The organism is Curtobacterium sp. GD1, assembly GCF_020882855.1.
In the GTDB taxonomy this organism is placed as follows: Bacteria; Actinomycetota; Actinomycetes; order Actinomycetales; family Microbacteriaceae; genus Curtobacterium.
In genome coordinates this window covers 98,878-125,037 of the sequence record NZ_JAFEVQ010000009.1, presented here as the reverse complement: position 1 = coordinate 125,037, position 26,160 = coordinate 98,878, and the positions used below count along the sequence as shown (strand labels likewise).

The 26,160-nt window shown below is 72.3% G+C and carries 25 protein-coding genes; 18 read left to right on the top strand and 7 right to left on the bottom strand.

Annotation, left to right across the window (positions count from 1 at the left end; translation table 11 throughout):
- Positions 1-66 precede the first annotated feature (66 nt).
- Positions 67-2,577, top strand: a complete 2,511-nt coding sequence (locus tag JSX79_RS07095; RefSeq protein WP_229085581.1) for a glycoside hydrolase family 65 protein — start codon at positions 67-69, stop codon at positions 2,575-2,577.
- A 105-nt stretch (positions 2,578-2,682) separates the two neighbouring features.
- Entirely contained in the window at positions 2,683-3,450 is a 768-nt protein-coding gene (locus tag JSX79_RS07090) for an SDR family NAD(P)-dependent oxidoreductase (RefSeq protein ID WP_229085580.1), read from the top strand.
- Between the two features lie 30 nt (positions 3,451-3,480).
- On the opposite strand, the gene JSX79_RS07085 is transcribed toward JSX79_RS07090, so the two are convergent.
- Both JSX79_RS07085 and JSX79_RS07080 read right to left on the bottom strand, forming a co-directional pair.
- Positions 3,481-3,867 (bottom strand): VOC family protein, encoded by a 387-nt coding sequence (locus tag JSX79_RS07085; protein WP_070417622.1) that lies wholly within the window; start codon positions 3,865-3,867, stop codon positions 3,481-3,483.
- Complete coding sequence (locus JSX79_RS07080) at positions 3,864-4,379, bottom strand: DUF1697 domain-containing protein (protein ID WP_229085579.1); 516 nt, start codon at positions 4,377-4,379, stop codon at positions 3,864-3,866. Before JSX79_RS07080 ends, JSX79_RS07085 begins: the two co-directional genes overlap by 4 nt.
- A 75-nt stretch (positions 4,380-4,454) precedes the next feature.
- On the opposite strand from JSX79_RS07080, the gene JSX79_RS07075 reads away from it, so the two are divergent.
- Complete coding sequence (locus JSX79_RS07075) at positions 4,455-4,922, top strand: hypothetical protein (protein WP_229085578.1); 468 nt, start codon at positions 4,455-4,457, stop codon at positions 4,920-4,922.
- A gap of 151 nt (positions 4,923-5,073) precedes the next feature.
- Here the strand turns inward: JSX79_RS07075 and JSX79_RS07070 are convergent, their stop codons facing one another.
- The gene (locus tag JSX79_RS07070) at positions 5,074-6,546 is read right to left on the bottom strand and encodes an NCS2 family permease (protein ID WP_071295179.1); all 1,473 of its coding nucleotides are present in this window, start codon (positions 6,544-6,546) and stop codon (positions 5,074-5,076) included.
- Positions 6,547-6,691: 145 nt separating this feature from the next.
- On the opposite strand from JSX79_RS07070, the gene folE reads away from it, so the two are divergent.
- From folE to JSX79_RS07045, 5 genes are all read left to right on the top strand, one after another.
- Positions 6,692-7,309, top strand: coding sequence for a GTP cyclohydrolase I (folE, locus tag JSX79_RS07065; protein ID WP_229085577.1), 618 nt, complete (start codon positions 6,692-6,694; stop codon positions 7,307-7,309).
- Positions 7,306-8,244 (top strand): dihydropteroate synthase, encoded by a 939-nt coding sequence (gene folP / locus JSX79_RS07060; RefSeq protein ID WP_092385366.1) that lies wholly within the window; start codon positions 7,306-7,308, stop codon positions 8,242-8,244. The genes folE and folP overlap by 4 nt, the downstream gene beginning before the upstream one ends.
- Positions 8,241-9,008 (top strand): pyrimidine reductase family protein, encoded by a 768-nt coding sequence (locus JSX79_RS07055; RefSeq protein ID WP_229085576.1) that lies wholly within the window; start codon positions 8,241-8,243, stop codon positions 9,006-9,008. The genes folP and JSX79_RS07055 overlap by 4 nt, the downstream gene beginning before the upstream one ends.
- A gap of 89 nt (positions 9,009-9,097) precedes the next feature.
- Entirely contained in the window at positions 9,098-9,751 is a 654-nt protein-coding gene (locus tag JSX79_RS07050; RefSeq protein WP_071302454.1) for an HAD-IA family hydrolase, read from the top strand.
- A gap of 100 nt (positions 9,752-9,851) precedes the next feature.
- Complete coding sequence (locus tag JSX79_RS07045; RefSeq protein ID WP_229085575.1) at positions 9,852-10,394, top strand: type 1 glutamine amidotransferase domain-containing protein; 543 nt, start codon at positions 9,852-9,854, stop codon at positions 10,392-10,394.
- Positions 10,395-10,499: 105 nt separating this feature from the next.
- Here the strand turns inward: JSX79_RS07045 and JSX79_RS07040 are convergent, their stop codons facing one another.
- Positions 10,500-11,072, bottom strand: a complete 573-nt coding sequence (locus tag JSX79_RS07040; RefSeq protein ID WP_229085574.1) for a molybdenum cofactor biosysynthesis protein — start codon at positions 11,070-11,072, stop codon at positions 10,500-10,502.
- A 110-nt stretch (positions 11,073-11,182) separates the two neighbouring features.
- Between JSX79_RS07040 and JSX79_RS07035 the strand changes: the two genes are divergently transcribed.
- From JSX79_RS07035 to JSX79_RS07015, 5 genes are all read left to right on the top strand, one after another.
- Positions 11,183-12,742, top strand: coding sequence for an AlkA N-terminal domain-containing protein (locus JSX79_RS07035; protein ID WP_229085573.1), 1,560 nt, complete (start codon positions 11,183-11,185; stop codon positions 12,740-12,742).
- Positions 12,739-13,251, top strand: a complete 513-nt coding sequence (locus JSX79_RS07030) for a methylated-DNA--[protein]-cysteine S-methyltransferase (RefSeq protein WP_070417632.1) — start codon at positions 12,739-12,741, stop codon at positions 13,249-13,251. The genes JSX79_RS07035 and JSX79_RS07030 overlap by 4 nt, the downstream gene beginning before the upstream one ends.
- A 159-nt stretch (positions 13,252-13,410) precedes the next feature.
- Entirely contained in the window at positions 13,411-14,229 is an 819-nt protein-coding gene (locus JSX79_RS07025; RefSeq protein ID WP_229085572.1) for an alpha/beta fold hydrolase, read from the top strand.
- A 17-nt stretch (positions 14,230-14,246) separates the two neighbouring features.
- A complete protein-coding gene (locus JSX79_RS07020) occupies positions 14,247-15,128 on the top strand; it encodes a hypothetical protein (RefSeq protein WP_070417634.1) in 882 nt (293 codons plus the stop codon).
- Between the two features lie 144 nt (positions 15,129-15,272).
- The gene (locus JSX79_RS07015) at positions 15,273-16,748 is read left to right on the top strand and encodes an amino acid permease (RefSeq protein WP_070417635.1); all 1,476 of its coding nucleotides are present in this window, start codon (positions 15,273-15,275) and stop codon (positions 16,746-16,748) included.
- Positions 16,749-16,893: 145 nt separating this feature from the next.
- On the opposite strand, the gene JSX79_RS07010 is transcribed toward JSX79_RS07015, so the two are convergent.
- Positions 16,894-17,628, bottom strand: a complete 735-nt coding sequence (locus tag JSX79_RS07010) for a LysE family transporter (RefSeq protein WP_229085570.1) — start codon at positions 17,626-17,628, stop codon at positions 16,894-16,896.
- 69 nt (positions 17,629-17,697) lie between these two features.
- Between JSX79_RS07010 and JSX79_RS07005 the strand changes: the two genes are divergently transcribed.
- Complete coding sequence (locus tag JSX79_RS07005) at positions 17,698-18,621, top strand: LysR family transcriptional regulator ArgP (protein WP_070419344.1); 924 nt, start codon at positions 17,698-17,700, stop codon at positions 18,619-18,621.
- Here the strand turns inward: JSX79_RS07005 and JSX79_RS07000 are convergent.
- Positions 18,603-19,148 (bottom strand): TetR/AcrR family transcriptional regulator, encoded by a 546-nt coding sequence (locus JSX79_RS07000; protein WP_083295158.1) that lies wholly within the window; start codon positions 19,146-19,148, stop codon positions 18,603-18,605. The two genes, JSX79_RS07005 and JSX79_RS07000, sit on opposite strands and share 19 nt — an antisense overlap.
- Positions 19,149-19,264: 116 nt before the next feature.
- On the opposite strand from JSX79_RS07000, the gene JSX79_RS06995 reads away from it, so the two are divergent.
- From JSX79_RS06995 to JSX79_RS06980, 4 genes are all read left to right on the top strand, one after another.
- Positions 19,265-20,299, top strand: coding sequence for an aldo/keto reductase (locus JSX79_RS06995; RefSeq protein WP_229085569.1), 1,035 nt, complete (start codon positions 19,265-19,267; stop codon positions 20,297-20,299).
- A 344-nt stretch (positions 20,300-20,643) separates the two neighbouring features.
- Positions 20,644-22,404 (top strand): glycosyltransferase, encoded by a 1,761-nt coding sequence (locus JSX79_RS06990; RefSeq protein ID WP_229085568.1) that lies wholly within the window; start codon positions 20,644-20,646, stop codon positions 22,402-22,404.
- Positions 22,401-23,141, top strand: a complete 741-nt coding sequence (locus JSX79_RS06985) for an HlyD family efflux transporter periplasmic adaptor subunit (protein WP_070417640.1) — start codon at positions 22,401-22,403, stop codon at positions 23,139-23,141. The genes JSX79_RS06990 and JSX79_RS06985 overlap by 4 nt, the downstream gene beginning before the upstream one ends.
- Before the next feature lie 4 nt (positions 23,142-23,145).
- Positions 23,146-25,263 (top strand): glycosyl hydrolase, encoded by a 2,118-nt coding sequence (locus JSX79_RS06980; RefSeq protein WP_229085567.1) that lies wholly within the window; start codon positions 23,146-23,148, stop codon positions 25,261-25,263.
- Between the two features lie 117 nt (positions 25,264-25,380).
- On the opposite strand, the gene JSX79_RS06975 is transcribed toward JSX79_RS06980, so the two are convergent.
- Positions 25,381-26,160, bottom strand: a complete 780-nt coding sequence (locus tag JSX79_RS06975) for a DNA-formamidopyrimidine glycosylase family protein (RefSeq protein ID WP_229085566.1) — start codon at positions 26,158-26,160, stop codon at positions 25,381-25,383.

Below are 26,160 nucleotides of genomic sequence, written 5' to 3'. Positions count from 1 at the left end.
GGGCGATCCGCGCCTCCAGGCCCTCCCGACCCTCCCCACGAACACCCTCCTTCCCCACGGAGCACCATGAACCCCATCACCTCCGACCCGCTGGACCGCGTCCGCTACCCGATCGACGAGTGGGCCCTCGTCGAGACCGAGTACGCGCCCGACGAGCAGGGCGTCGCCGAGACGAACTTCGCCGTCGGCAACGGGTACCTGGGCCTGCGCGGCAACCTCGACGAGGGTCGTGGCGGCGTGCAGTACGGCACGTACATCAACGGTTTCCACGAGACCTGGCCGATCCGCCACGCCGAGGACGCCTTCGGCTTCGCGAAGACCGGGCAGACGATCATCAACGCGCCCGACGCCAAGGTGATCCGCCTGTACGTCGACGACGAACCGCTCGTCCTGGCCGAGGCGGACATCCTCCGGCACACCCGGCGGCTCGACTTCCGGGGCGGGTACCTGTTCCGCGAGACCGAGTGGTCGACGCCCTCGGGCAAGCGCGTCCTCATCCGGTCGCGGCGGCTGGTGTCGTTCACGGACCGGCACCTGGCGGTCATCGACTACGAGGTGACCGTGCTCGACGCGGACGCCTCGATCCTGCTGTCGAGCCAGATCCTCAACCGGCAGGACGTGCAGGACGAGTACCACGCGGGGATGCGTGCGGCGGCGAACGCGTTCGACCCGCGCAAGGCCGAGGCGTTCACCGAGCGGGTGCTCGAGCCGAAGCTCAAGCGCAGCACCGGCGGCCGTTCGCTGCTCGGGTACCAGGCGGCGAGCTCGGGCATGACGATCTGCGTCGGCGTCGAGCACCACCTCGAGACCGAGAACAGCTGGGACGAGTCCTCGTCGATCGAGGACGACCTGGCGAAGCACGTCTACCGCGTGCAGGCGCGCGCCGGGCAGCCGATCCGCCTGACGAAGCACGTGGTCTACCACACGTCCCGCGGGGTCCCGGCGCGCGAACTCGCCGACCGCTGCGAGCGGACCCTCGACCGCTCGCGGGCCGAGTCCGTCGACGCGGCCTTCGCGCGGCAGGCCGAGTGGATGGACGACTTCTGGGCGCGGAGCGACGTCGAGATCGTCGGGCAGCCCGCGCTCCAGCAGGCCGTCCGGTGGAACCTGTTCATGCTCGCGCAGGCCACGGCCCGGACCGACGGGCACGGCATCGCGGCGAAGGGCGTCACGGGGTCCGGGTACGGCGGCCACTACTTCTGGGACATGGAGATCTACGTCCTGCCGTTCCTGTCGTACACGGCGCCGATCGTCGCCCGGAACGCCCTGCGGTTCCGCTACAACATGCTCGACGCGGCTCGGTCCCGCGCCCGCGAGCTGAACCAGCACGGCGCGCTGTTCCCCTGGCGGACGATCAACGGCGAGGAGTCCAGCGCCTACTACGCCGCCGGCACCGCGCAGTACCACATCGACGCGGACATCGCGCATGCGCTCATGCAGTACGTCCGCGCCTCGGACGACCGCGAGTTCCTCAAGCGCGGTGCGATCGACATCCTCGTCGAGACCGCCCGCCTGTGGGAGGACCTCGGGTTCTGGCGGTCGAACGGCGACAAGAAGTTCCACATCGACGGCGTCACCGGTCCCGACGAGTACACGACTGTCGTCGACGACAACCTCTACACGAACGTGATGGCCCGGGCGAACCTGTGGTTCGCCGTGAATGCCTGCCGCGAGCTCGCAGCCGACGACCCGGAAGAGTACGACCGCATGGTGCGGCGGACCGGGCTGCAGGCGCAAGAGGTGACCGACTGGGAGCACGCGGCCGAGTCGATGGAGATCCCGTTCGACCCGCACCGTGGCATCCACCCGCAGGACGCCCAGTTCCTCGACAAGGAACTCTGGGACCTCGACAACACCCCCGAGAGCAAGCGCCCGCTGCTGCTCCACTACCACCCGCTGGTGATCTACCGGTTCCAGGTCCTCAAGCAGGCCGACGTCGTGCTCGCGCTGTTCCTGCAGGGGCACGAGTTCACCGCTGCCGAGAAGCGTCGCGACTTCGACTACTACGACGCCCTCACGACGGGCGACTCCACGCTGTCGGCGGTCGTGCAGTCGATCATGGCGGCCGAGGTCGGCTACCACGACCTCGCGCTGCAGTACTTCCAGACGGCGCTGTACGTCGACCTCGCCGACCTGCACGGCAACACGACCGACGGGGTGCACATCGCCTCGACGGGCGGCATCTGGGGCGCGGTCGTGAACGGCTTCGGCGGCATGCGGGACCACGGCGGCCGGATGACCTTCAACCCGCGGCTGCCGAAGGACTGGGAGCGGATCACCTACCGCCTGACGGTGCGCGGATCGCGTGTGCGCGTCGACCTCGAGCAGGACGCCATGACCTTCACGGTCGAGACGGGCTCCGGGTTCACCGCGTGGGTGCACAACCAGCAGTGGGACGTCACCGCCGGCGAGCCGACCGTCGTGCCGCTGCCGCACCAGGGGCCACGGATGTCCGGGCGCGCGCCGACGACGGCCGACATCCAGGGCACCCTGCGTGCCGACGGATCGGTCGTCACGGCGTCGATCCCGACGATCTCGCTCGACCGCGACCTGGAGCCGGACGACACGACCGCCTGACACCCTCCGAACGCGCCCAGGCGGGTGCGGGCACCATGGCTCGCCGTGCCCCGCTGGGCCGATGGCGTCTCCCCGGGCACGGATCGTGCAACGAGAGGAGACACCATGGGCAACCGGTTCGAGGGCAGGGTGGCGATCGTCACGGGTGCCGGGTCCGGCATCGGCGAGGCGACGGCGCGGGCGTTCGTCGACGAGGGCGCGTCCGTCGTCCTGACCGACAGCGTCGACGAGAAGGTGCGAGCGGTCGGCGACAGTCTGCCGGGCGACCGGGTCGTGGCGCTCCACGCGGACGTCGCGAGCCCGGCCGACTGGCAGGGGGTCGTCGACACGGCCATCGAGCGGTTCGACCGCATCGACGTGCTCGTGAACAACGCCGGCACCTTCAGCTCCGGCGACATCACGGACATCACGCCGGACGAGTGGCACCGCGTGATCGAGACGGACCTCTCCAGCGTGTTCTACGGCACGCGCGCGGCGCTGCCGTTCCTCCGGGCCACGAAGGGGTCGATCGTGAACACCTCGTCGGTGTCCGGCGAGGACGCGGACTGGCGGATGAGCCCCTACAACGCGGCGAAGGGCGGGGTCTCGAACTTCACCAAGGCCGCCGCGCTCGACAACGGGCAGTTCGGCGTCCGCGTGAACGCCGTGGCGCCGGGGCTCGTGTGGACGGACCTCACGCAGGACCAGGCGGAGGACGAGGAGCTGCAGGAGAAGTTCGAGGAGCGGATCGCCCTCGGCCGCGCGGGTCGTGCGCACGAGGTCGCGGCGGCCGTGCTGTTCCTGGCGAGTGACGCGGCGTCGTTCATCACCGGGGCGATCCTGCCGGTCGACGGTGGCACCACCGCGAGCAACGGGCAGCCGCCGCAGTCCTGACCGTGGACGTCCGCGGCCGGTCGTCGCCGCTCAGTCGGCGACGAGTTCGACCTTGAACCGTTCGGCGTCCTCGAGGAACGCCGCGTGGTGGTCCGGCCCGCCGGCGTGCGGATGGCGGTCCTCGTAGAGGCGTCGCCATCCGTGCGCGGGCGCGGCCGCCCAGATCCGGGCCACGTCGTCGGTGCCACCGGCGTGGAACGCGAGGTGGCTCAGGCCCGGGCGTCGTCGATCGTGCTCGCCCGGCAGCGGAGCGGTCTCGAGCACGACGTACAGGTCGCCGAGCCGCCAGCTCCGCCCGTCGGGCCAGCGCTGGAAGGGCTCGTGGCCGAGCTCGGTCAGGAGCCAGTCCCACGCGGGACCGGACGCGTCGAGGTCGGCGGTGCGCAGTTCGACGTGGTGCAGACCACCCCGGCTCACAGGAGCTTCCGGAGCGTTTTCGCGTTGCGGGTCGTCGTCGTCCGCTTGAAGCGTGCGGCACCGGCCCGCTTGGCGAACACCGTGTCCGTGCTCGACCCCTTCGGGCACGACCAGTAGACGACTCCCGCACCCCGGGCAACGCGCTCGACGGACTCGTCGACCTCGAGGTCGGCCAGCAGGTCGTCGAGGGCGTCCTCGTCGGAGCCGAACACGACGTAGTCGTGGCGGTCCTCGGCGGCGGGGAACGGGAAGCCGTCCACGACGGCGGCGAGCTCGTCGTGGGGGACGAGCACGATCCAGGCGTCGTAGCCGAAGCGGTCCCGGAGCGACTGCTCGATGTCGGTCTTCAGGGCGGCGGCCGTGCCGTCCGAGCCGAACACCACGTTCCCGGAGGCGAGGACGGTCCGGACGTCCTGGTACCCGCGTTCCCGGAACAACGCCGCGAGTTCGGCGCTCCTGATCGTGATCCCGTTGACGTTCACCCCGCGCAGCAGCGCGACCCACCTGGTCATGCCCGAACCGTACCGCCCCCGGCCGACCCCCGGCACCTCGGAGCGGTGGGAGCAGCGGTCCGGTAGACGGGACCCATGACGAACGACGCACCACACGACGACGCACAGGGCCCCGACGAGCAGCACCGCGTGCCCGAGGGGGTCTCGGACGCCACGGTCGAGGCGCTCGGCACCCTGTCGGCAGCGGTCGAGGTGATCGAGCACGCCCGCGGACTGCTCTACGGCTTCCACCGGCTGACCGGGATGGCGGACCTGAACCTCGGCGAGGCCGTGGAGCAGCTCCGGGACGCGGGCCACACCGAGCTGGCGGACCGCATCGACTCGGAGCTCGTCGGACGCAACGTCATCGCCGGCCGGTGGACGTTCCAGGTCGTCGAGGACTACGACGACGGGTACTACGCGCTCGCGAAGGAGCTCGAACGGACCGCGCGGGACGAGCTCGTGCGGGGACGGAAGCACCTGTTCGAGGCGGGCATGAAGGAGGACCGGCGCTCCCGGGGCCGACGCCACCACGAGGCGACGCCGGCCGACCTGGCGGACTGAGGCCGCGCCTCCCGGGCCCGGTGCCCGCGCACAACGCAAGTCGCCCCGAACCACGACTGTCCGTGGTTCGGGGCGACTTTCGTTGTGCGAAACGCGAACGCAGCGAGCGAACGCAAGCGCGCCGCGCAGCGCGTCCGCGCCCGCGCCCGCCTCAGCCGACGCCGAGCAGCACCTCGAGCGGCCCCCGCGCGAAGTACAGCAGGAAGCCCGCCGCCACGACGTACAGCAGCCACGACACCTGACGGCCACGACCGGACAGCAGCTTGATGAGCACCCAGCTGATGAACCCTGCACCGATGCCGTTCGCGATCGAGTAGGTCAGCGGCATGATCACGATCGTCAGGAACGCCGGCAGCGCCGCCCCGAAGTCGGTCCAGTCGATGTCCTTCACCTGCGCCACCATGAGCGCACCGACGACCACGAGCCCGGCGGCTGCGACCTCGAGCGGCACGACCTGCGTGAGCGGCGTGAGGAACATCGACGCCAGGAACAGCAGGCCGGTGACGACGGAGGCCATGCCGGTCCGGGCGCCCTCACCGATGCCGGCGGCGGAGTCGATGAACACGGTGTTCGACGACACCGAGGCGCCACCACCGGCGATGGCACCGGCACCCTCGACGACGAGCGCCGACTTCAGGCGCGGGAAGGTGCCGTCGGGGTTCGCGACACCGGCGGCCTTCGCGAGGCCGGTCATCGTGCCCATGGCGTCGAAGAAGTTCGTGAAGACGAGGGTGAAGACGAGCATCGACGCGGCGATGGGGCCGATGCGGGTGAAGGCGCCGAAGACGTCCGCGTGGCCGACGAGCGACAGGTCGGGCACGGCGAACAGCGCGGAGGGCAGCCCCGGCGCGTTGAGGTTCCAGCCGGTGGGCGAGTCGACCGAGGTCGGTACCTTGAAGATCGCCTGCAGGATGATCGCGATGACCGTGGTCGCCACGATGCCGATGAGCAGGGCACCCCGGACCTTGCGGGCCATCAGCGTGCCGATGATGACGAGGCCGATCAGGAAGACGATGGTCGGCAGTGCTGCGATGGAGCCGTCCTCGCCGAGCTGCAGCGGCGGGGAGGCGTTCTTCGTGGTGCGGACGAACCCGGAGTCGACCAGGCCGATGAACGCGATGAACAGGCCGATGCCGACGGTGATGGCCGCCTTGAGCTGCGCGGGCACGGCCGTGAAGATCATCGTCCGGATGCCCGTCAACGCCAGGATCACGATCACGACGCCGTTGATGACGACGAGGCCCATCGCCTCGGCCCAGGTGACCTGGTGCACGACGCTGACGGCGAGGAACGAGTTGATCCCGAGCCCCGCGGCGATGCCGAACGGCAGGTTCGCGATGAGGCCCATCGCGATCGTCATGAGCCCGGCGACGAGTCCGGTGGCCGCGGCGACCTGGGCGTTCTGCAGCCAGCCGCCGAGGACGTCCTGCGGTGCCTGGTCCTGGCTGAACCCGCCGAGGATGAGCGGGTTGAGGATGACGATGTAGGCCATCGTCACGAAGGAGACGAGGCCGCCCCGGATCTCGCGGGGGATCGTCGATCCGCGGTGCGTGATGGAGAAGAAGCGGTCGAGGCCGGTCGCGAAGCGGTTCCGGGGCGTGGTGTCGGTCTGCGGGGCGCTCACCGAACAAGCTTAAAGGGCGCTGGGTTTCCGGCACGTCACAGCTTCCTTCCAGGGGATTTCCTGGAGGCGCGGCTCGCCTCGACGGGGTACGTCACGCCCGGTGGCCGGTCGCGTTCTGCGGCCAGGGCTGGTGTTGGATGGACGGGTGAACCAACGTCTGGACCGTGCGCGCATCGAGTCCGCCGTGCGGGAGCTCCTGCTCGCGATCGGCGAGGATCCCGACCGCGCGGAGCTCGCCCGCACACCCGCTCGTGTGGCCGAGTCGTACGCCGAGTTCTTCTCCGGCATCGGGACGGACGCGGTGGCGATCGCCCGCGACGGCACGGTCCACGCCGAACCGGGCGACCGCGGGCAGCTCGTCATCGTGCGCGACGTGAAGTTCCGGTCCGTGTGCGAGCACCACCTGCTCCCGTTCCTCGGTGTGGCGCACCTCGCGTACGCGCCGGGGGACCGGCTCATCGGCCTCGGCACGCTGTCGCGCGTGCTCGACGCGGTGGCCTCCCGTCCGCAGCTGCAGGAGCGGCTCGGCGAGCAGGTCGCGGCGACCATCGCCGAGGGGCTCGGGGCAGCCGGCGTCCTCGTGGTCCTCGACGCGCAGCACCAGTGCGTGACGACCCGTGGGGAGCGGCAGACCGGGTCGACGACCGTGACCGTGGCGGCGACCGGCACCCTGGCGGAGGCCGCCGGACGGGCCGAGGCGATCGCCCTGATCGGTGCAGGTGCAGGCGCGGACGTCGGAGCCGGCCGCGGGGCGGACGCGTGACGACCGAGCGAGGCGGGGCGCGCCAGGGCCCTGCTGCCACCGCACCCGGGTGGGTCGTCCCCGACCTGCGCGAGCCCGTGCGCACCATCGGCCGCCGGACCGTCGACTTCGACCACCGCATCGCCGTCATGGCGATCGTGAACCGCACGCCCGACTCGTTCCACGACCGCGGCGCGACCTTCGCACTCGACCGTGCCGTCGAGGCCGCCGTGCACGCGGCCGAGCAGGGCGCGGACTGGGTCGACATCGGCGGCGTGAAGTTCGCGCCGGGGCCGGAGCTGCCCGCGGCCGACGAGATCGACCGCGTCGTGCCCGTCGTCCGGCAGCTCGCGCAGGAGTCCGACGTGACGATCAGCGTCGACACTTTCCGGCCCGAGGTCGCCGCGGCGGCGATCGAGGCCGGTGCGAGCGTGGTGAACGACACGACCGGGCTGTCCGACCCTCGGATGGCGGCCGTCGTGGCGGACTCCGACGCGACGATCGTGATCACGCACTCGCTGGCGGAGCCCCGTCGTCCGCTGCCGGCCCCGCCGCAGTACGGCGACGTGACGACCGAGGTCGTCGGGTTCCTGCGCGAGCGGGTCGACCGGGCCCTCGCGGCCGGCATCCCGGAGTCGCGGATCATCGTCGACCCGGGGCACGACCTCAACAAGAACACGGTGCACACGCTCGAGCTCACCCGACGCCTGCCCGAGGTGGTCGCGCTCGGCTACCCGGTGCTCGCGGCGGTCTCGAACAAGGACTTCGTGGGGGAGTCCCTCGGGCGTCCCCGCGGTGAGCGACTGGCCGGGTCGTTGGCGGTCGCGACCGTGAGCGCGATGCTCGGCGCGCGGATCGTCCGGATGCACGACGTCGCCGAGAGCGTGGACGCGATGCGCATGGTCGAGGCGACGCTCGGCTGGCGGGCACCGGTGGAAGCGCGGCACAACACGTGAGCGTCCTCCCGCCGTCGATCGCCGACCTGTCCGACGACGAGCTGCTCGCGCTGTACACGGCGGGGGCGGTCGCACCCTGGCTGCGGGTGAACTTCGTGACGACGCTCGACGGCTCGGCGACGGCTGCGGGTGACGGGGTCTCGGGATCGCTCGGCGGGCCGGACGACCTGCGCGTGTTCGACCTGCTGCGCCGGGTGGCCGACGCGGTGCTGGTCGCCGCCGGGACCGTCCGTGACGAGGGCTACGGGCCGATGGTGCTGCACGACGCCGACGTGGCCTGGCGGCGGGCACACGGGCTGCCCGACCACCCGGTGTTCGCGATCGTCTCGGGCTCGCTGTCCCTCGACCCGGCGTCCCGGGTGTTCACCGAGGCGCCGGTGCGTCCGATCGTCCTCACCTCGACGACCGCAGCGTCGTCGCCCCGAGCCGCGGCGCTCGCGGCGGTCGCGGACGTCGTGCCGTGCAGCTCCGACGACGACCCGGACACGGTCGACCCCGTCGCCCTGCGGGACGCCCTGGTGACGCGCGGCCTCGGCACGGTGCACTGCGAGGGCGGACCGACGTTCTTCGGGGCGCTCGTGGCGGCGGACCTCGTGGACGAACTCACGCTGACGGTCGACCCGTCGCTCGAGGGTGGTGCCGGCCCGCGCATCACCCGCGGCGGTTCGCCCGACCTCCGGCGCTTCCGGCCGGCCCACGTGCTCCTCGGGCGTGACGGTGTGCTGCTCACCCGGTACGTGCGGGCGCCGGACCCCGGCGAGTGACCGGCACCACGCGCCGGACCCCGGCGAGTGACCGGCACCGCGCGCCGGACCCCGGCGAGTGACCGGGGCGGCACGCTAGGGTCGGGCGCGTGATCGACATCGTGGCGTCCGGGGTCCTCTTCGACATGGACGGGACGCTCGTCGACTCGACCGCGGTGGTCGAGGCGACCTGGACCCGGTTCGGCGTCGAGCACGGCATCGACCCCGCGGAGATCCTCGCCTTCTCGCACGGCCGCCAGGCGATCAGCACGATCCAGCGCTTCCTGCCCGACCTCGACCACGACGAGCAGCTGCGGATCGCCGCCGGGCTCGTCGCCGAGGAGCGCGAGAGCACCGAGGGCATCTCGGAGGTCCCGGGCGCCGGGGCATTCGTGTCCCGCCTGGTCGACGCCGGGGTGCCGGTCGCGATCGTCACGAGTGCGCCCCGCGACCTCGCGGTGGAGCGGATGCAGGCCGCCGGGGTGCACGTGCCCGAGGCGCTCGTCGCCTCCGAGGACGTCGAGCACGGCAAGCCGCATCCGGACGGCTACCTGCGCGGTGCGGCGCTGCTCGGTGTCGACGCCGCCGACTGTGTCGCGTTCGAGGACGCACCCGCCGGGCTCGAGGCCGCCATCGCCTCCGGGGCGACCACGGTCGTCGTGGGGACGCTCGAGGCCGACGTCACCGCGGGGCTGTACCGGGTGGGCGGCTACGACGGCATCTCCGTGGAGCGCGAGGGAACGGCCTTCCGCATCCGCGGCTGACCCGACCGCCGCCCACGGCTGTCCACCTGCGGACGCTTCCAGCGCTCCCCGACGACGCTGGTCGTGCGGCCGGAACGACCGGGCCGCGGAAGGAACGACCATGGCAGCACTCGACGGCAAGAAGATCCTCGTCATCGCGACGAACTACGGTGTGGAGCAGGACGAGATCCTCGTCCCGATCGACCAGCTCCGCGAGCGCGGCGCGACCGTGACGGTGGCGGCGCAGGAGACCGGGGCGATCGCGACCCTCGTCGGCGACAAGGACCCGGGCAAGAACGTCGACCCGGACACCACCATCGCCGGTGTCAACGCCGGCTCGTTCGACGCGCTCGTCGTCCCCGGGGGCACGATCAACGCCGACACCCTCCGCACCGACCAGCAGGCGGTCTCCCTCGTGCAGGCATTCGCGGAGGCCGGCAAGCCCGTCGCCGCGATCTGCCACGGGCCATGGACCCTCATCGAGGCCGGTGTCGTGTCGGGGAAGACGATCACGTCGTTCCCGTCGCTGCAGACCGACGTGCGGAACGCCGGGGCCGAGTGGGTCGACCAGGAGGTCCAGGTCGACGGCGGGCTCATCACCTCGCGGAACCCGGACGACCTGCCGGCGTTCGTCGACGCGATCGAGTCCGCACTGACCGCCTAGCTGGCTGGGCCGAGTCTCGGCTCGGCGGACACTTCGCGGGCGCCGACGCCGCGAACGTGTCCGCGGAGCCGAGTCTCGCCGCACGGGGGTGCCGTCCGCCGCGCGTCAGGGGAGCGCGACGGGGCGGGCCGTGCGGAGCACCGCGGGACCGAGGGCGAGGACGCCGTCGGACTCCGGGTCGCACCGCACCCCGCCCCGTCCGCGCATCGCCCGGAACGCCCCCGGGGCAACCTCGTGGTCCATCCAGGCGCACGGGTTCGCCGGCCGGTATCCGCGGAAGAGCACCGGCTCGTGACCCGTGCTCTGCAGGGCGAACGGCTGGCCCCGGAGCGCCTCGACGTCCACCCCGCGGAGGAACACGTTCCGCCGGGTCGCGACCGGGTCGACGGCCGCACCGAGTTCGGCGGCGACGGCGTCGAGCCCCTCGAGACCGATCACGGTCACCGAGGCGTGCACGTGCGCCCGCGACGCGAAGTACCGGTCGCCGACGATCCCGAGGCCCGCGCGCAGCTCGACGCGCTCGCGCAGGTCGTCCGGCTCGCCGTCCACGGCGGGCAGCGCCCCGTCCGCCGGTCGCCCCTCGTACCGGTGCCGCCGGGACACCAGCAGCAGCGCGATCTCGACGTCGGTCCGGCAGGGCAGGTCGCCGGAGCCGGCCACGTCGTCCACGTCGGTCACCCACCCCACGCTAGCCGCGCCTCCAGGCCGCCGTTCCCGCACTGACGGACGTCCGCTGCCCTGTCTGATTTCCGCCAGTCGATGTCGGTGAGCCGTGTCAGGCTGTGGGCATGTCCACCGCACCAGACGCACTGCACGCCGAGCGCTACCGGGTCGTCGCCTCCCGCGATGCCCGGTTCGACGGGCAGTTCGTCACCGCCGTGCACTCCACCGGCATCTACTGCCGCCCCTCGTGCCCGGCCCGGACGCCCCGGGAGTCCGGCGTCACCTTCTACCGCACCAGTGCCGCCGCGCACCTCGCCGGCTTCCGCGCCTGCAAGCGCTGCCTGCCCGAGGCGACACCGGGCAGCCCCGAGTGGGACCTCCGCGAGGACGTCGCCGGACGCGCCATGCGCCTCGTCCTCGACGGCGTCGTCGAACGCGACGGCGTGCCCGGCCTCGCCGCCCGCGTCGGGTACTCCGAGCGGCAGCTCAACCGCATCATGACCGCCGAGCTCGGTGCCGGGCCCAAGGCGCTCAGCCGGGCGCACCGCGCGCAGACCGCGCGGACGCTGCTCACCTCGTCCGACCTGCCCGTCGCGGACGTCGCGTTCGCCGCCGGGTTCGCGAGCGTCCGCCAGTTCAACGAGACCGTGCGCGAGGTCTTCGCGGTCACGCCGACCGAGCTCCGCGCACGCCGTACGCTCCGACCGGTCGCGGACGGAGCGCTGCACGTGCACCTGCCGGCGCGCGCGCCGTTCGACGCGCAGGGGCTCCTCGACTGGCACGCGCTGCACGCCCTGGCGGGCACGGAGCAGGTGGAGGTCGACGACACCGGGCGGGTCACGTCGTACGGACGGGTGCTCGACCTGCCAGGAGGCGCGGCCTGGTTCAGCGCCTCGGCCGCCGTCCCCGGGGTGGCCGGGCGGGGGACCGGGATCGACCTGCGCGTGCGGGTCACGGACCTCTCCGACCTCCCGACGCTCGTGGCGCGGGTGCGCTCGTACTTCGACCTCGACGCCGATCCGGAAGCCGTCGACGCCGTGCTCGGCGCGGTGCCCCAGCTGGCCGACGCCGTCGCCCGGGTCCCCGGCATCCGGCTGCCCGGCGCCGTGGACCCGCACGAGATCGTGTTCCGGACCCTCATCGGCCAGCAGGTGTCCGTCGCGGCGGCCCGGACGGCGCAGACACGGTTGGTCGCGGCGCTCGGTGCGCCCGTGCCGTCCGCGATCGCGCCGGGCGGCCTGCTGTTCCCGTCCGCCGCCGTCATCGCGGCCCGCGGGCACGAGGTGCTCCGTGGCCCGGCTGCCCGCGTCGACACGATCCTCCGGGTGGCCGCCGCGCTCGCCGACGGGTCGCTCGTGGTCGACGGCGGGCAGTCGCTCGACGAGCTGCGCGCCGGACTCCTCGCGGTGAAGGGCATCGGGCCCTGGACCGCCGACTACGTGGCGCTCCGGGTCCGCCACCACCCGGACGTCTTCCTCCACAGCGACCTCGCCGTGCGCAACGGTGCACAGGAACTCGGTCTGCCCGGTTCGGCGCGCGAGCTCTCCCTATGGTCGGAGCAGGTGGCGCCGTGGCGGAGCTACCTCACGATGCACTGCTGGCGACCGATCATCGACCGCGCGACGGCGACGACCGGTGCGACCCACACGACCGCGGCTCCGGCCGCCCGGAAGGACGAACGATGACCGATGCGACGATCCAGACGCTGGACACCCCCGACGGCCCCTTCACCGTGCTCGAGGACACCGAGGGCCGTGTCCTCGCCTCGGGCTGGACGGACGACGCGGAGCGCATCCTCGCGCGCCTCGCCGACCGGCACCGGCCGGAACGCGTGGTGGACGGGCGGGTGGCCTCGGCGGACGCCGTCGACGCGTTCTACGCGGGCGAGGTCGAGCACGCGATGCAGGTGCCGGTGCGTCAGTTCGGCACCGAGCTCTTCGCCGAGGGCTGGCGGCAGCTCCGACTGATCCCCGCCGGCGGGACGTTGACCTACACCGGGTTCGCCGCGGCGATGGGGCGACCCGACGCCGTCCGGGCCGCGGCGAGCGTGTGTGCGCGGAACGCCCCGGCGCTGTTCGTGCCGTGCCACCGTGTGCTGCGGACCGACGGCACGCTCGGCGGCTTCGCGTGGGGGCTCGACGTGAAGCGGTCCCTGCTCGAGCGGGAGTCGGTGGGGACGACGGCACTGGTCTGAGTCGAGAGCGGCCGGACCGGTGTTCTCCCCCTGGTTGCGGGTGTCGACGCGGGGGCACGGGGCTGTCATGCTCGACACAACCGACCCGCCAAGGACCAGACCCGAAGGACCCCACGCGCGCCAGCGGCGCACCGCGGTCGACCCACCTTCGAGGACCCCATGGACCAGCACGTCGACCGCACGGTCGTCTCCGCGGACGGCACGGTGCTCGCCGTGTCCGACGCCGGGACCGGCCCCGCGCTCGTCGTCGTCGGCGGGGCGTTCGACCACCACGGCACCCCGTTCGTCACCGGCCTGACCGCGGCCCTGCAGGACCGCTACCGGGTCATCACCTACGACCGACGCGGCCGCGGCGCGAGCGGCGACACCGACCCGTGGGCGATCGAGCGAGAGGTCGAGGACCTCGCGGCCGTCGTCGCCGACGTCGAGGGTCCCGTCACGGCGGTCGGCCTCTGCGTGGGCGCGGGCGTGGTGCTGCACGGCCTCGCGGGCGGCGTCCGACTCGACGCCGCCGTGCTCTGGGAACCGCCATACCGCGCCACCGTCGATCCGCACGCCGACGACGTCGTCTTCGCGGACGTCCTCGACGAGCACGTCGCGGTCGGACGTCGCGCCCAGGCCGTCCGCGCGTTCCTCGCGCACGTTCTCGGCGTCCCCATGGGCCAGATCACCGCACTCCGGCTGAAGGGTGCGTTGTGGCGATCCCTCGTCGTCGACGCGCACGTGTTGAGCCGTGACGTCCGGGTCCTCAACGGTCTCGCGATCCCCGAGCGGGTGGCCGCAGCCGTGGGCGTGCCCGTCCTCGTCGCGGCCGGCGGCGACGGCCTCGAGTGGATGCGGCAGGCGGCCCGGGCGGTCGTCGAGGCCGTCCCGGGGTCGGAGTACGCCGAGGTACCGGGGCAGGGACACGTGCCCGCACCCGAGGCCCTCGGCCAGCTGCTCGACCGCTTCACCGCGCGGACGGCCGCACGGCGCTGACCACCGGGGCTGCAAGGATGGTCGTCGTGAACGCACCTCGCCTCGGACTCCTGCTCGACGTCGACGGGCCCATCGCCAGCCCCGTCTCGCGCACCATCGCGATCCCGAGCATCATCGAGGACCTCGTCGCGCTCGCGGCCGAGGGGATCCCCGTCGTGTTCAACACGGGGCGGAGCGACGCCTTCATCCGGCAGGAGGTCGTCGGACCCCTGCTCGCCGGCGGTCTCGCGGCGGGCGGCCGGGTGCACGCCGTGTGCGAGAAGGGCGCCGTCTGGTGCTCGATCGGCCCGCAGTACGAGGGCGGCATGGGCGAGCTGACCGTCGCCGAGGACCTGGCGCTGCCGCGGGACTACGCCGACGAGATGCGCGAGCTCGTCCGCGACGAGTACGCCGACCTGGTCTTCTTCGACGAGACGAAGCGCGCGATGGTCTCGATCGAGCAGCGCGTCGAGGTGCCGAACGCGACGTACCTCGCCCGCCAGCCGGAGTTCGACGCGAAGGCCATGGCCGCACTCCAGCGTCGCGGGCTCGGGGTCCGCCGGCTCGACGACGTCCGCCCCGACGCGGACGGTGCCGTGCAGTGGCGCATCGACCCGACGATCATCTCGACCGACGTCGAGTCCGACCGCAGCGGCAAGGACATGGGCGCGGAGCGGTCGCTCGAGCTCCTCGCGCAGGACGGCGAGCTGCCCCTGGCGTGGCGGACGATGGGCGACTCCCGGAGCGACTACGCGATGGCGGACTGGCTGCACGCGAACGGCCACGAGGTGGCGCACGTCGACGTCCGCCCGTCCGACGGGGTCCCGGCGACGCCCTACCCGGTGCTCACGGCACCCGACGGCGTGATCCACGACGACGCCGGAGCGCGGTTCCTGTCGGACTGGCGCCGGTCTGTCTGAGCCGAGCCGCGCCTCCCGGGCCCCGGACCACGCGCTGTCGCAGGCCGCGCTGCCGGGCCACGCCCGTCCGCGGTGTTTGCGTGTCGGGGTGGTACACCAGTAATGTCGCGGGGTCCGCCGCCAGCCGATGACGGGATCCACCCCATGGCACAGAAGCTCCGCATCAAGTCGATCGAGGCCTCACTGGCCGACTCCGAGGAGCAGGGCCGGTCCCTGAAACGCTCCCTGAAGACGTTCGACATCGCCGCGATGGGGATCGCGGTCGCCGTCGGCGCCGGCATCTTCTCGGTCGGTGCGAACGCCGCCGCGAACTTCGCCGGACCCGGCGTCATCATCTCGTTCCTGCTCGCCGCCGTCACCTGCGGCCTCGCGATCATGTGCTACGCCGAGTTCGCCTCGACGATCCCCGTCGCCGGCTCCGCGTACACGTTCACCTACGCCACGATGGGCGAGCTGCTCGCCTGGATCGTCGGGTGGGACCTCATCCTCGAGACCCTCACCGCCAGCGCCGTCATCGCGAAGTACTGGGGCATCTACCTCAGCACCGCGTTCGAGGTGTTCGGCGTCGACCTGCCGAGCACGATCCAGCTCGGGCCGATCCCGTTCACCTGGGGCCCGGTCCTGATCGTCGGCATCTTCACGGTGCTGCTCGCGTTCGGCACCCGCCTGTCGTCGCGGGTCTCGGCCGTCATCACGGTCATCAAGGTCGCCATCGTCGTGTTCGTCATCGTCGCCGGTGCGTTCTTCGTCAAGGCCGCGAACTTCACCCCCTTCATCCCGCCGGCGTCGCCCGCCCGCGGCTCGGAGGGGAGCGTCTGGACCCAGTCGCTCGTGTCCTGGTTCACCGGCTCGGAGCCCGCCCAGTACGGCGTCTTCGGCCTGCTCGCCGCGGCCTCCCTCGTGTTCTTCGCGTTCATCGGCTTCGACGTCGTCGCGACCAGCGCCGAGGAGACCGAGAACCCGCAGAAGACCCTGCCGCGCGGCATCTTCATCGGCCTCGGCATCGTGACGCTGCTCTACGTCGGCGTCAGCGTCGTCATCACGGGCATGGTGTCGTACCAGCGCCTGGCCGAGGAGAAGACGCCGTCGCTGGCATCGGCCTTCGACATCGTCGGGCTGCCGTGGGCCGCCGGCATCATCGCGATCGGCTCCCTGATCGGTCTGACCACGGTCGTCATGGTGCTGCTGCTCGGCCTGTCCCGCATCGTCTTCGCGATGAGCCGTGACGGCCTGCTGCCGCGCTGGTTCTCGAAGACGAACGAGAAGACGCAGACGCCGGTGCGCGTGCAGGTCGTCGCGGGTGTCGTCGTCGCGCTGCTCGCCGGCTTCACCGCGGTCGACAAGCTCGAGGGCATGATCAACATCGGCACCCTGTCCGCGTTCGTTCTCGTGTCGATCGGGATCATCGTGCTCCGTCGTTCGCGGCCGGACGCGCCGCGTGCCTTCCGGGTGCCGTGGTCGCCGGTGCTGCCGATCGTCTCGGCGGTGCTGTGCTTCTGGTTGATGTTGAACCTCGAGGTCGAGACGTGGCTCCGGTTCGTCATCTGGCTCGTGGTCGGGTTCGCGATCTACTTCGGGTACAGCCGTCGCAACAGCCGGGTGGGCAAGGGCCTGCAGTAGGGCGTGCGCGCGCTCTGGCGCTGGCGCTGGCGCTGGCGGGCGGGTCGAACCACGTTTCCGACACCGAACCACGCGCGGGGGCTGGTTTCGTGTCGGAAACGTGGTTCCACGCGGTCGTGGGCGCGGCCACCCGCCGCGCGCCGCGTCAGGCGCCCAGTGCGAGCGCCGCGCCGAACCCGAGCATGACGAGCGCGACGAGCCCGTCGAAGACGCGCCACGTCAGCGGCTTCGCGAACAACGGTCGCAGCAGCCGTCCGCCGAACCCGAGCGCGCCGAACCACAGGCAACTCGCGAGGACCGCCCCCACCGTCCACCACCACCGCTCCGCCGGCCCCTGCTGGTTCGCGACGGACCCGAGGAACACGAGCGTGTCCAGGTAGACGTGCGGGTTGGCCCACGTGAACAGGAGCATCGTCACGACGGCCGTCCGCAGGGTGACGGCGCGGTCGGTCCGTCCTGGCACTGGAGGCGCGGTTCGCGTCCGCCCCGCACCCACCGTCGCCGGGGTGGCCGGTCCCACCGCCGCGGTCGCCACCGGCACGCTGTCGTCCGCCGCCGCCGACTCCACCCGCATCGCCGCGCCGGACGGCCACAGCGCCCGCCGAGCCGCGAGCACCCCGTAGGTCACCAGGAACGCCGCACCGACGAAGCGGATCACCACGAGCGCCACCGGGAACCGCTCGACCACGACCCCGACGCCGAGCACCCCCGCGAGGATCAGCACGGCATCCGAGAGCGCGCAGACCACCACCGCCGCTGCGACGACCCGTACCGACGAGGTCACCGCGAGCCGGAGCAGGTACGTGTTCTGCACACCGATCGCCACGATGAGCGCGAGCCCGGTACCGAGGCCGGCGAGCAGGGGGAGGAGTGTGGTCACGGTCCGACCGTACGGCCGCGGCCACGTGCAGAACAGCTCACGTTCCTGATGCTGCGTAAGCTCAGCTGCATGCCACGACTGCAGCGCGAACACCTCGAGACCCTGCTCGCCGCGGTCGACCACGGGACGCTCGACGCCGCGGCCAGAGCGCTGTCGATCACGCCGTCGGCGGTGTCGCAGCGCATCAAGTCGATGGAGCAGCAGGTGGGCCGGGTGCTCCTGCAGCGGACGACGCCGGTCCGCCCGACCCCCGACGGCGAGGTCGTCCTCCGTCACGCACGACAGGCCCGGTTGCTCGACGAGGAGACCACCCGGGCGCTCGGCGGCGGCGACTCGGTCGTCCCGTCGATCCCGCTCGCGGTGAACGCCGACTCGCTGGGCACCTGGTTCCTCGACGCGCTCGCCCTCGTGCGTGCCGACACCGAGGTCGTGTTCGACCTCCACCGCGAGGACCAGGACCGCACCGCCGAACTCCTCCGCGCGGGCACGGTGATGGCGGCGGTCACGGCCGAGGCCGAGCCGGTGCAGGGGTGCTCCTCGGTGCCGCTGGGGATCGACCGGTACCGGGCCGTCGCCTCCCCGTCGTTCGTCGCCCGGTACCTGCCGGGTGTCGACAGCGAGCAGCGGATGACACGGCTCCTCGACCGGGTGCCCCTCGTGGACTACGACCGCGACGACGACCTGCAGCAGGGGTACCTGCGGCGGGTGCTCGGCCACGCACCGTCCGGGCCGCGGCACTTCGTCCCGACCTCGGCGGACTTCGCCCGTGCGGTGTCGCTCGGCTTCGGCTGGGGGATGCTGCCGGAGGCCCAGTGCCTCGATGCCCTCGACCGGGGCGACCTCGTCGAGCTCACTCCCGGGCGTCGGGCGGACGTGGCGCTCTGGTGGCAGCGCTGGAACCTGGCCTCACCGCTGCTCGAGCGCGTGACCGAGGCTGTCCGGGCGACCGCGGCCGAGCGGCTCCACCCCGCCGGTCAGGCCGTCGCGCGGTAGCGGAGCCCGTCCACGAGCAGCCCGACGAGCAGCTGGCTCTGCTCGATCGTCGGAGCCCCGTGGCACAGGTCGGCCACGGCGTGCAGGAGCTGCTGCGCGTCGACGTCGGGGCGGATCGTCCCCGCGGCCGCCGCGGCGTCGAGGAGCCCACCGAGGGCGCCACCGAGCCGCGCGAGGAAGTAGTCCGGCAGCGCCTCGAACGCCGGGTCGCCCGAGTGCAGGGCGGCGGCGAGCCCGCGCTTCGTCGCGACGAACTCGGTGAACCGTTGCAGCCACAGGGCGAGCGCCTCGTCGGGAGCGTGCGCGGCGGCGAGCTCGTCCGCGGCGGCCGCCGTCGACTCGACCGCCCGCTGGAACACCGCGACGACGAGGTCCGAGCGCTGCGGGAACCGCCGGTACAGCGTGCCGACGCCGACCCCGGCCCGGTCCGCGATCAGCTTCGCGGGGGCGTCCACCCCGTCGGTCGCGAAGACGGCCTTGGCGGCGTCGGTCAGGGCGTCGGCATTGCGTCGGGCGTCGGCGCGCACGGAATCCTCCTCTTGCTTAAACGGAAAGCCGTTCCGTATAGTTCCGGAAGAGCGTTCCACTTCGGGCCACGATACGGCACCGACACCCGGAACGCCATCGACAGGAGGAACCGCACATGCAGTACCGCACCCTCGGCCGCACCGGCATCCAGGTCAGCCCCTTCGCCCTCGGCGCCATGATGCTCGGCACCGACGGCAGCATCGGCAACGGCGACGAGCAGGACTCGATCCGCATCGTCCACCGCGCACTCGACGCGGGCATCAACGTCATCGACACCGCCGACCGCTACTCGCAGGGCGGCTCCGAGGAACTGCTCGGCAAGGCGCTCGCCGGCCGCCGGGACGACGTCGTCATCGCCACCAAGTTCAACGGCCCGATGGGCGACGACCCGAACCGGCGCGGCAACTCCCGCCGGTGGATCACGCAGGCCGTCGAGGGGTCGCTGCGGCGCCTCCGGACCGACCACATCGACCTGTACCAGGCGCACCGACCCGACGACACGGTCGACCTCGAGGAGACCCTGTCCGCCCTGACCGACCTGATCCGCAGTGGCAAGGTCCGGGCGATCGGCAGCTCGGACTTCCCCGCGTCGATGCAGGTCGAGGCGCAGTGGACGTCGGAGCGCCGCGGGCTCGAGCGCTTCCGGACGGAGCAGCCGACGTACTCGATCCTCAACCGCGGCATCGAGCGCGAGGTCCTCCCGGTCGTCCAGCGGTACGGCATGGGGTCCCTCGTGTGGAGTCCCCTCGCCGGCGGCATGCTGACCGGCCGCTTCCGGAAGGGGCAGGACACCGACCTCGCCCGCGCGACGATGTTCCGGCACAACCGCGACGAGCGACGGATCGACGCCGTGGAACAGGTGGTCGCACTGTCCGAGGAGACCGGCATCCGGATGACCCACCTCGCGATGGCCTTCGCGATCGCGCACCCCGGCGTCACGAGCGCCCTCATCGGCCCGCGCTCCGTGGAGCAGCTCGACGACCTGCTCGCCGGCGCCGACGTGGTGCTCCCCGACGAGGTCCTCGACCGCATCGACGCGATCGTCCCGCCGGGCACCGACGTCGGACGGCTCGACCAGCAGTACCAGCCGCCGGCCGTGCTCGACGCCACCCTGCGCCGACGCCCCGCCGCGGGACGCTCCGCGGCCTGACGTCGCGTCGGGGGCGGCCGCTTGCGGGAAACCGCACGATCGCCGCCCCCGAGACTTGTTCACACGTTCGTCACGAACCAGCACCACCGTCGGACCTACGCTCGCAACACCGACGGCGACGGGCCGTCGACAGCACGACCGCACCACGACACGAAACACCGCACACCGCGACCGCACCCACGGTCGCGAGCACCGCCGGCGCAGGATCCCTAGTCCCTCGCCGGCCGGACCTCCCGAGGGTCCGGATCCATGTCGCCGCAGCCGCCGACGCCCGTCTCACGATGCGTCGGCGCCTGCGCTCGACCACGCGTGAGTCCTCTCCGAACCCGACAGGAGACCACGCCATGTCCGCACCACCCGACGTTCGTCGTACCCCGACGCCGCTCCGAGCACCAGAGGCGACCGACGAGCGGCAGTCCTTCGACTTCCAGCTCCCGGCCCCGCTCACGCCGCGCGACCGCGAGCGCGCCCGACGCCGCCGACAGACCGAGCCGGTGCCCTACGTCCGACCGCGTGCCGAGAGCCGGGCGCACAGCCCCGTGATGGTCCTCATCGTGCTCGTCGCCACGCTCGGCGTGATGGCGTACGCGGTGTTCCTCCTCGACCCGGCGAACCGGGGCGACTTCCTGCCGTACGGGCTCGTGATCGTCGCCGAGAGCGTGCTCGTGGGGCAGGCGCTCCTGTCCATGTGGACGATCCTCTCCGGCGGCTCCGACCCCCGGGACTTCGCGTTCCACCACACCCAGGACACCCTGTTCGACCGCGACACCATCGCCCGCAGCGGCGCCGCCGACCAGCCCCACCGCTGGCCGATGCACGTGCGCGGACGCCGGGTGGACGTCGACGTCTTCATCACCGTCTACGGCGAGGAGCTCACCAAGGTGGCCGCGACGGTGCAGGCCGCGGTGGCCATGCGCGGCGAGCACCGCACGTGGGTGCTCGACGACGGGCGGAGCGACGAGGTGCGGGCGCTCGCCGAGGAGCTCGGCGCCCGGTACGTCCGTCGGCTCTCCTCGCACGGCGCGAAGGCGGGCAACATCAACCACGCGCTGACGCTCGCCAAGGGCGATTACTTCGCGGTCTTCGACGCGGACTTCGTGCCGAAGCCGGACTTCCTGTTCGAGACCGTGCCGTTCTTCGCCGACGACGGGATCGCCTTCGTGCAGACCCCGCAGTCGTACGGCAACCTCCACAACCTCGTCTCGCGGGGCGCCGGGTACATGCAGACGGTGTTCTACCGGTTCATCCAGCCCGGCCGGAACCGGTTCAACGCGGCGTTCTGCGTCGGGACGAACGTCATCTTCCGCCGCGAGGCAATCGACGAGATCGGCGGCATGTACACCGACTCGAAGTCCGAGGACGTCTGGACGAGCCTGATGCTCCACGAGCGCGGCTGGAAGACCGTCTTCATCCCGATGACCCTCGCCGTCGGAGACGCCCCGGAGACCATCGAGGGCTTCACCAAGCAGCAGCTCCGGTGGGCCACGGGCGGCTTCGAGATCCTGCTCACGCACTTCCCGTTCCGCCCGAAGCACCGGCTGACGATGGACCAGCGACTGCAGTACCTCGTCACCGCGAGCTTCTACCTGACGGGCATCGTCCCCGGGCTCCTCCTGCTCGTGCCGCCGCTCGAGATCTACTTCGACCTGCGCCCGATGAACCTGACGATCGGGGCCGGCGAGTGGGTGCTGTTCTACCTCGGCTTCTACGGCGCGCAGGTGCTCCTCGCGTTCTACGCCCTCGGGTCGTTCCGGTACGAGACGCTCCTGCTCGCCGCGGTCTCGTTCCCGATCTACGCGAGCGCGCTCTGGAACGTGGTCTGCGGCAAGGAGCAGGCGTGGCACGTCACCGGCGCCTCCCGTGGTCGGACGCCCTCCCCGTTCAACTTCATCGTCCCGCAGGTGCTCGTGTTCGTGTTCCTGGCGTTGACGAGCGTCGTGGCGGTCTGGCGTGACCTCGACAACGGGCAGCTGACGCTCGCGACGGCCTGGAACACCACGAACACCCTCGTGTTCCTCGCGTTCATCATCGCCGCGTTCCGCGAACAGGCCCGGAACCGCGTGACGGACCGGCTGACCGCGATGCTGGACGGGGTGACGGCATGACCTGGACGAACCGACTCCGGCTGTTCGCGGGGCTCATCGTGGTGCTCGTGGTCGTGGCGGCGTTCACGCTCGTCTTCAACCAGCGGCAGAGCGCCGTGGCGAGCACCTCGGCGGCGATCGCCGCGCAGGAGTACGCCGTCGGCACCGACTACGGCGGGACCGTCACCGAGGAGTACGTCGAGGAGGGCGACACCGTCCGGAAGGGCGACCAGCTCCTCCAGGTGCAGAGCCTCCAGCTCGCGCAGGACATCCGGAAGGGCGTCGTGGGCGCGAACACGCAGACGAGCGCGTACGACATCGGCGCCGACGGCTTCATCACGTTCAAGGCCGAGGTCTCCGGCACCGTCGCCAAGGTCGACGTGAAGACCGGCGGGTACGTGCAGGCCGGCTCCGAGCTCGGCACGATCCACAAGGAGGACAGCCTCTTCGTCACCTCGAGCTTCATCGTGACGGCCCGGGACTACGGGCGGATCCGGAACGGCGCCGCGGTCGACCTCGTGCTCCCGAACGACACGACGATCCGGGGGACCGTGAAGAGCGTCAGCGTCGAGACCAACGACCAGGGACAGGCGAAGACCACGGTCGACGTCGAGAGCCCCGAGCTCTCCGCGTCGCCGTCGAGCGGGATCACGAGCCCCGGGACGCCGGTGGACGCCACCCTGCACCTGCGGGACGACGGCCGGCTCGCGGGCGTCACGGACCTCGTCCGTGACTTCGCGCGGCAGATCGGACTGTAGCCCCATGCTCCGGCTGCCTCGGTCTGCCCGTCGCGACCAGGCGCCGGACGCGCGCCGTCGGGTCGGCGTGCGCCGTGCCTCCAGGCTGTCCACCAGCGTCACCGTCGTGACGGCCGTCGCGATGCTCGTGACCGCGTGCACCGGTCCTGGAGGCACGGATCACCCCGGCGAGACCACCTCGCCCACCACGAACGGTGCGGCACAGGCGCGCGCGGTCGCCGCTCTCGGCGACGTCGCGTCGTCGAAGGCGGGCGCGATGCGCCTCGCCGACGGCCTGCTGCCGCCGACGAACCGCTGGTTCTCCGGACTCGTCTTCGGCGCGGCACCGCAGCCGGTGTTCCCCAGCCCGATCTCGTGGCAGGTGACCGACGACGGCTTCGCGGCCGGGCTCCCCACCGTCACGGCCACCGAGAAGACCATCGCCGGCGGCGCGACGCAGCAGGTCGGACTCGACCTCGGTGCGACCTCGACCCTGGTGTCCGCCTACGACTCGGTGTCCGTGACCGTCGAGCACCGCGACGGCTCCACCGTCCTCGGGCACACGGTGGTCGCCGAGGGCTCGCCGCTCGTGACGTACACCGCCGCGCGTGCCGGCACCGTCACCGCGACCTCGCCGATCGACGGCACCGGGGACGGTACCGGGACCGTCACCAGCGGCGGCCGGACCTGGCAGCTCGTCGTCCGCGACGGGACGATCGACGGCGACACGATCGACCTGCGGTCGGGCGGCAGCGTCGTGCTCCTGCCGGTCCCGGACGGCGCGACCGCGGCACAGACGGCCCGGCTCGTCGCCGCCGCCCGTCCGCTCACGGGGGTCGCGCTCGACCGCAGCGCCTCGCGGGGGAAGCAGCGCACGACGCTGACGTACGACTTCGGCTCCGGCGACCGGGGCGTGCTCGTCCCGCAGCCGGGGCAGGGCACGACCGGCCTGGAGTGCACCGGCCTGCACTACGAGACCGTCCAAGGATCGGCCCCGGTCTGTACCGGCGCCGCCCTGCGGTTCGCGGTCGACACGGTCCGGCCCTCGGACACCCTCGACCTGTCGGGGCTGTCGTCCTCGGAGCGTGCGGCGCTCGTCACCCAGGTCCGCGCCGACGCGTCCACGGTGGATGCCTCGTCGTACGCCGCGGACAGCTACGGCGGCGGGAAGGACCTGTACCGCGTCGCGAACCTGTACCGGCTCGCGACGCAGCTCGACCTCGCGCCGGTGGCGGACGCGCTGAAGACCTCCGTCGTCGACGAGCTCGACCAGTGGTTCGACCCCGCCGGGTGCGGGACCCGGACGGCGCGGTGCTTCGCCTACGACCCCACGCTGCACGGGCTCGTCGGGCAGGAGGCCTCGTTCGGCTCCGACGAGTTCAACGACCACCACTTCCACTACGGCTACGTCCTGTCCGCAGCCGCCGTCCTCGCCGCCGACGACCCGGCGCTCGTCAGCCGGTGGCGGACCGTGGCCGACCTCGTCGCGGCGGACATCGCCTCGCCGGAGGCCACCGCCTCGTTCCCGGCGCTCCGCGTCTACGACCCGTACGCGCAGCACTCGTGGGCGTCCGGGTTCTCGCCGTTCGCGGACGGCAACAACCAGGAGTCGTCGTCCGAGGCCGTCTCGGCGTGGAACGGCGTCGCGCTGTGGGGAGCGGTGTCCGGCTCGTCGTCGGGGTCGTCGTCGGGGTCGTCGTCGCTCCGGTCCGTCGGGACCTGGCTGCTCTCGAACGAGGCGGCCTCGGCCGCGCGGGACGTGCTCGACCCGGACCTCTCCGCGTTCCCGGAGTTCCGGCACCGGGTGGTCTCGCTGACCTGGGGCGGCAAGCGCGACCACGCGACCTGGTTCAGCGCCGCGGCGGCCGCGCCCGCGGGGATCGAGCTCATCCCGATGCCGGCCGTGGCGGCCTCGTACGTCGATGCCGGCGGGGCGGCGCAGATCCGCCGGGTGCTGGCCGAGGCCGTGCCGGACGGGAGGTACGACGTCCAGTTCGGCGACTACCTGCTCATGTACCGGGCGCTGGCGTCACGGGCCGATGCGGCCACGGCGCTGCGGGAGGCGCGGGCGTTGCCGGACGCGGTGGTCGACTCGGCGAACTCGCGGTCGTACATGCTGGCGTGGATCATGTCGCGCGCGTAGCGCCGGCGCGTTCCACGACAGCGTGCGAGGTTCCGCGCACCGTGCGCCCCTGCTCGCGTCCCACAGTGGTCGGAACCTCGCACAGAGCGCCGGCGCGGTGGCCGTGGCCGCGCCCGGTCAGGTCTGGCAGCGCGGGCACCAGTACGTGTCCCGCAGGGTCAGCTCCGACTCACCGAGCTCCCCGTCCCGGATCGGCGTCCCGCAGCGCAGGCACGGCTTCCCCGCCCGGCCGTACACCCAGAAGCGCCGACCGGGCCGATCGACCCCGGTGGTCACACGGGCGCTGCGGTCACGGTTGGCGAGGATGAGCCGGCTCGCCAGGGCGATCATCCGCGCCGGGTCGTGCACCTCGCGCACCGGACGGGTCGGCAGGACACCGCGCAGGAAGCACAGTTCGTTGCGGTACACGTTCCCGAGGCCGGCGAGCACCCGCTGGTCGAGCAGTGCGAGGCCGACCGGACGATCAGGGTCCCGCGTCAGGTTCGCCAGCGCGAGGTCGGCGTCCCAGTCGGGACCGAGCAGGTCGGGGCCGAGGTACCCGACGATCTCGGACTCCTGGTCGCGGGGGACGACCTCGAGCACCCCGAGCGCGAAGCCGACCGTCGAGACGTCCGCAGCGTCGAGCACCACCCGTGCCTGGTGTGCCGGGCGACGCCAGCGGTCCCCGGGCGCGTAGACGTCCCACCGCCCCTCCATCTTGAGGTGCGAGTGCACGGTCAGGTCGCCGATCCGGTGCAGCAGGTGCTTGCCACGCGGGACGACCTCGTCCACTGTGCGGCCGACGAGGTCGAGCGTGGCGAACGCCGGCACCCGGAAGTCGCTGCGGGTGAGGACCTTCCCCGCCAGTGCGGCGTGGAGCCGACGGGCGGCGCGGAAGACAGTGTCGCCCTCAGGCAC

Excerpts from the sequence above, each read along its gene's own strand:
- JSX79_RS07095 (WP_229085581.1), top strand. The coding sequence starts at position 67 with ATGAACCCCATCACCTCCGACCCGCTGGACCGCGTCCGCTACCCGATC.
- JSX79_RS07090 (WP_229085580.1), top strand. The coding sequence starts at position 2,683 with ATGGGCAACCGGTTCGAGGGCAGGGTGGCGATCGTCACGGGTGCCGGG.
- JSX79_RS07080 (WP_229085579.1), bottom strand. The coding sequence starts at position 4,379 with ATGACCAGGTGGGTCGCGCTGCTGCGCGGGGTGAACGTCAACGGGATC.
- JSX79_RS07075 (WP_229085578.1), top strand. The coding sequence starts at position 4,455 with ATGACGAACGACGCACCACACGACGACGCACAGGGCCCCGACGAGCAG.
- JSX79_RS07045 (WP_229085575.1), top strand. The coding sequence starts at position 9,852 with ATGGCAGCACTCGACGGCAAGAAGATCCTCGTCATCGCGACGAACTAC.
- JSX79_RS07035 (WP_229085573.1), top strand. The coding sequence starts at position 11,183 with ATGTCCACCGCACCAGACGCACTGCACGCCGAGCGCTACCGGGTCGTC.
- JSX79_RS07030 (WP_070417632.1), top strand. The coding sequence starts at position 12,739 with ATGACCGATGCGACGATCCAGACGCTGGACACCCCCGACGGCCCCTTC.
- JSX79_RS07025 (WP_229085572.1), top strand. The coding sequence starts at position 13,411 with ATGGACCAGCACGTCGACCGCACGGTCGTCTCCGCGGACGGCACGGTG.
- JSX79_RS07020 (WP_070417634.1), top strand. The coding sequence starts at position 14,247 with ATGGTCGTCGTGAACGCACCTCGCCTCGGACTCCTGCTCGACGTCGAC.
- JSX79_RS07015 (WP_070417635.1), top strand. The coding sequence starts at position 15,273 with ATGGCACAGAAGCTCCGCATCAAGTCGATCGAGGCCTCACTGGCCGAC.
- JSX79_RS07005 (WP_070419344.1), top strand. The coding sequence starts at position 17,698 with ATGCCACGACTGCAGCGCGAACACCTCGAGACCCTGCTCGCCGCGGTC.
- JSX79_RS06995 (WP_229085569.1), top strand. The coding sequence starts at position 19,265 with ATGCAGTACCGCACCCTCGGCCGCACCGGCATCCAGGTCAGCCCCTTC.
- JSX79_RS06990 (WP_229085568.1), top strand. The coding sequence starts at position 20,644 with ATGTCCGCACCACCCGACGTTCGTCGTACCCCGACGCCGCTCCGAGCA.
- JSX79_RS06985 (WP_070417640.1), top strand. The coding sequence starts at position 22,401 with ATGACCTGGACGAACCGACTCCGGCTGTTCGCGGGGCTCATCGTGGTG.
- JSX79_RS06980 (WP_229085567.1), top strand. The coding sequence starts at position 23,146 with ATGCTCCGGCTGCCTCGGTCTGCCCGTCGCGACCAGGCGCCGGACGCG.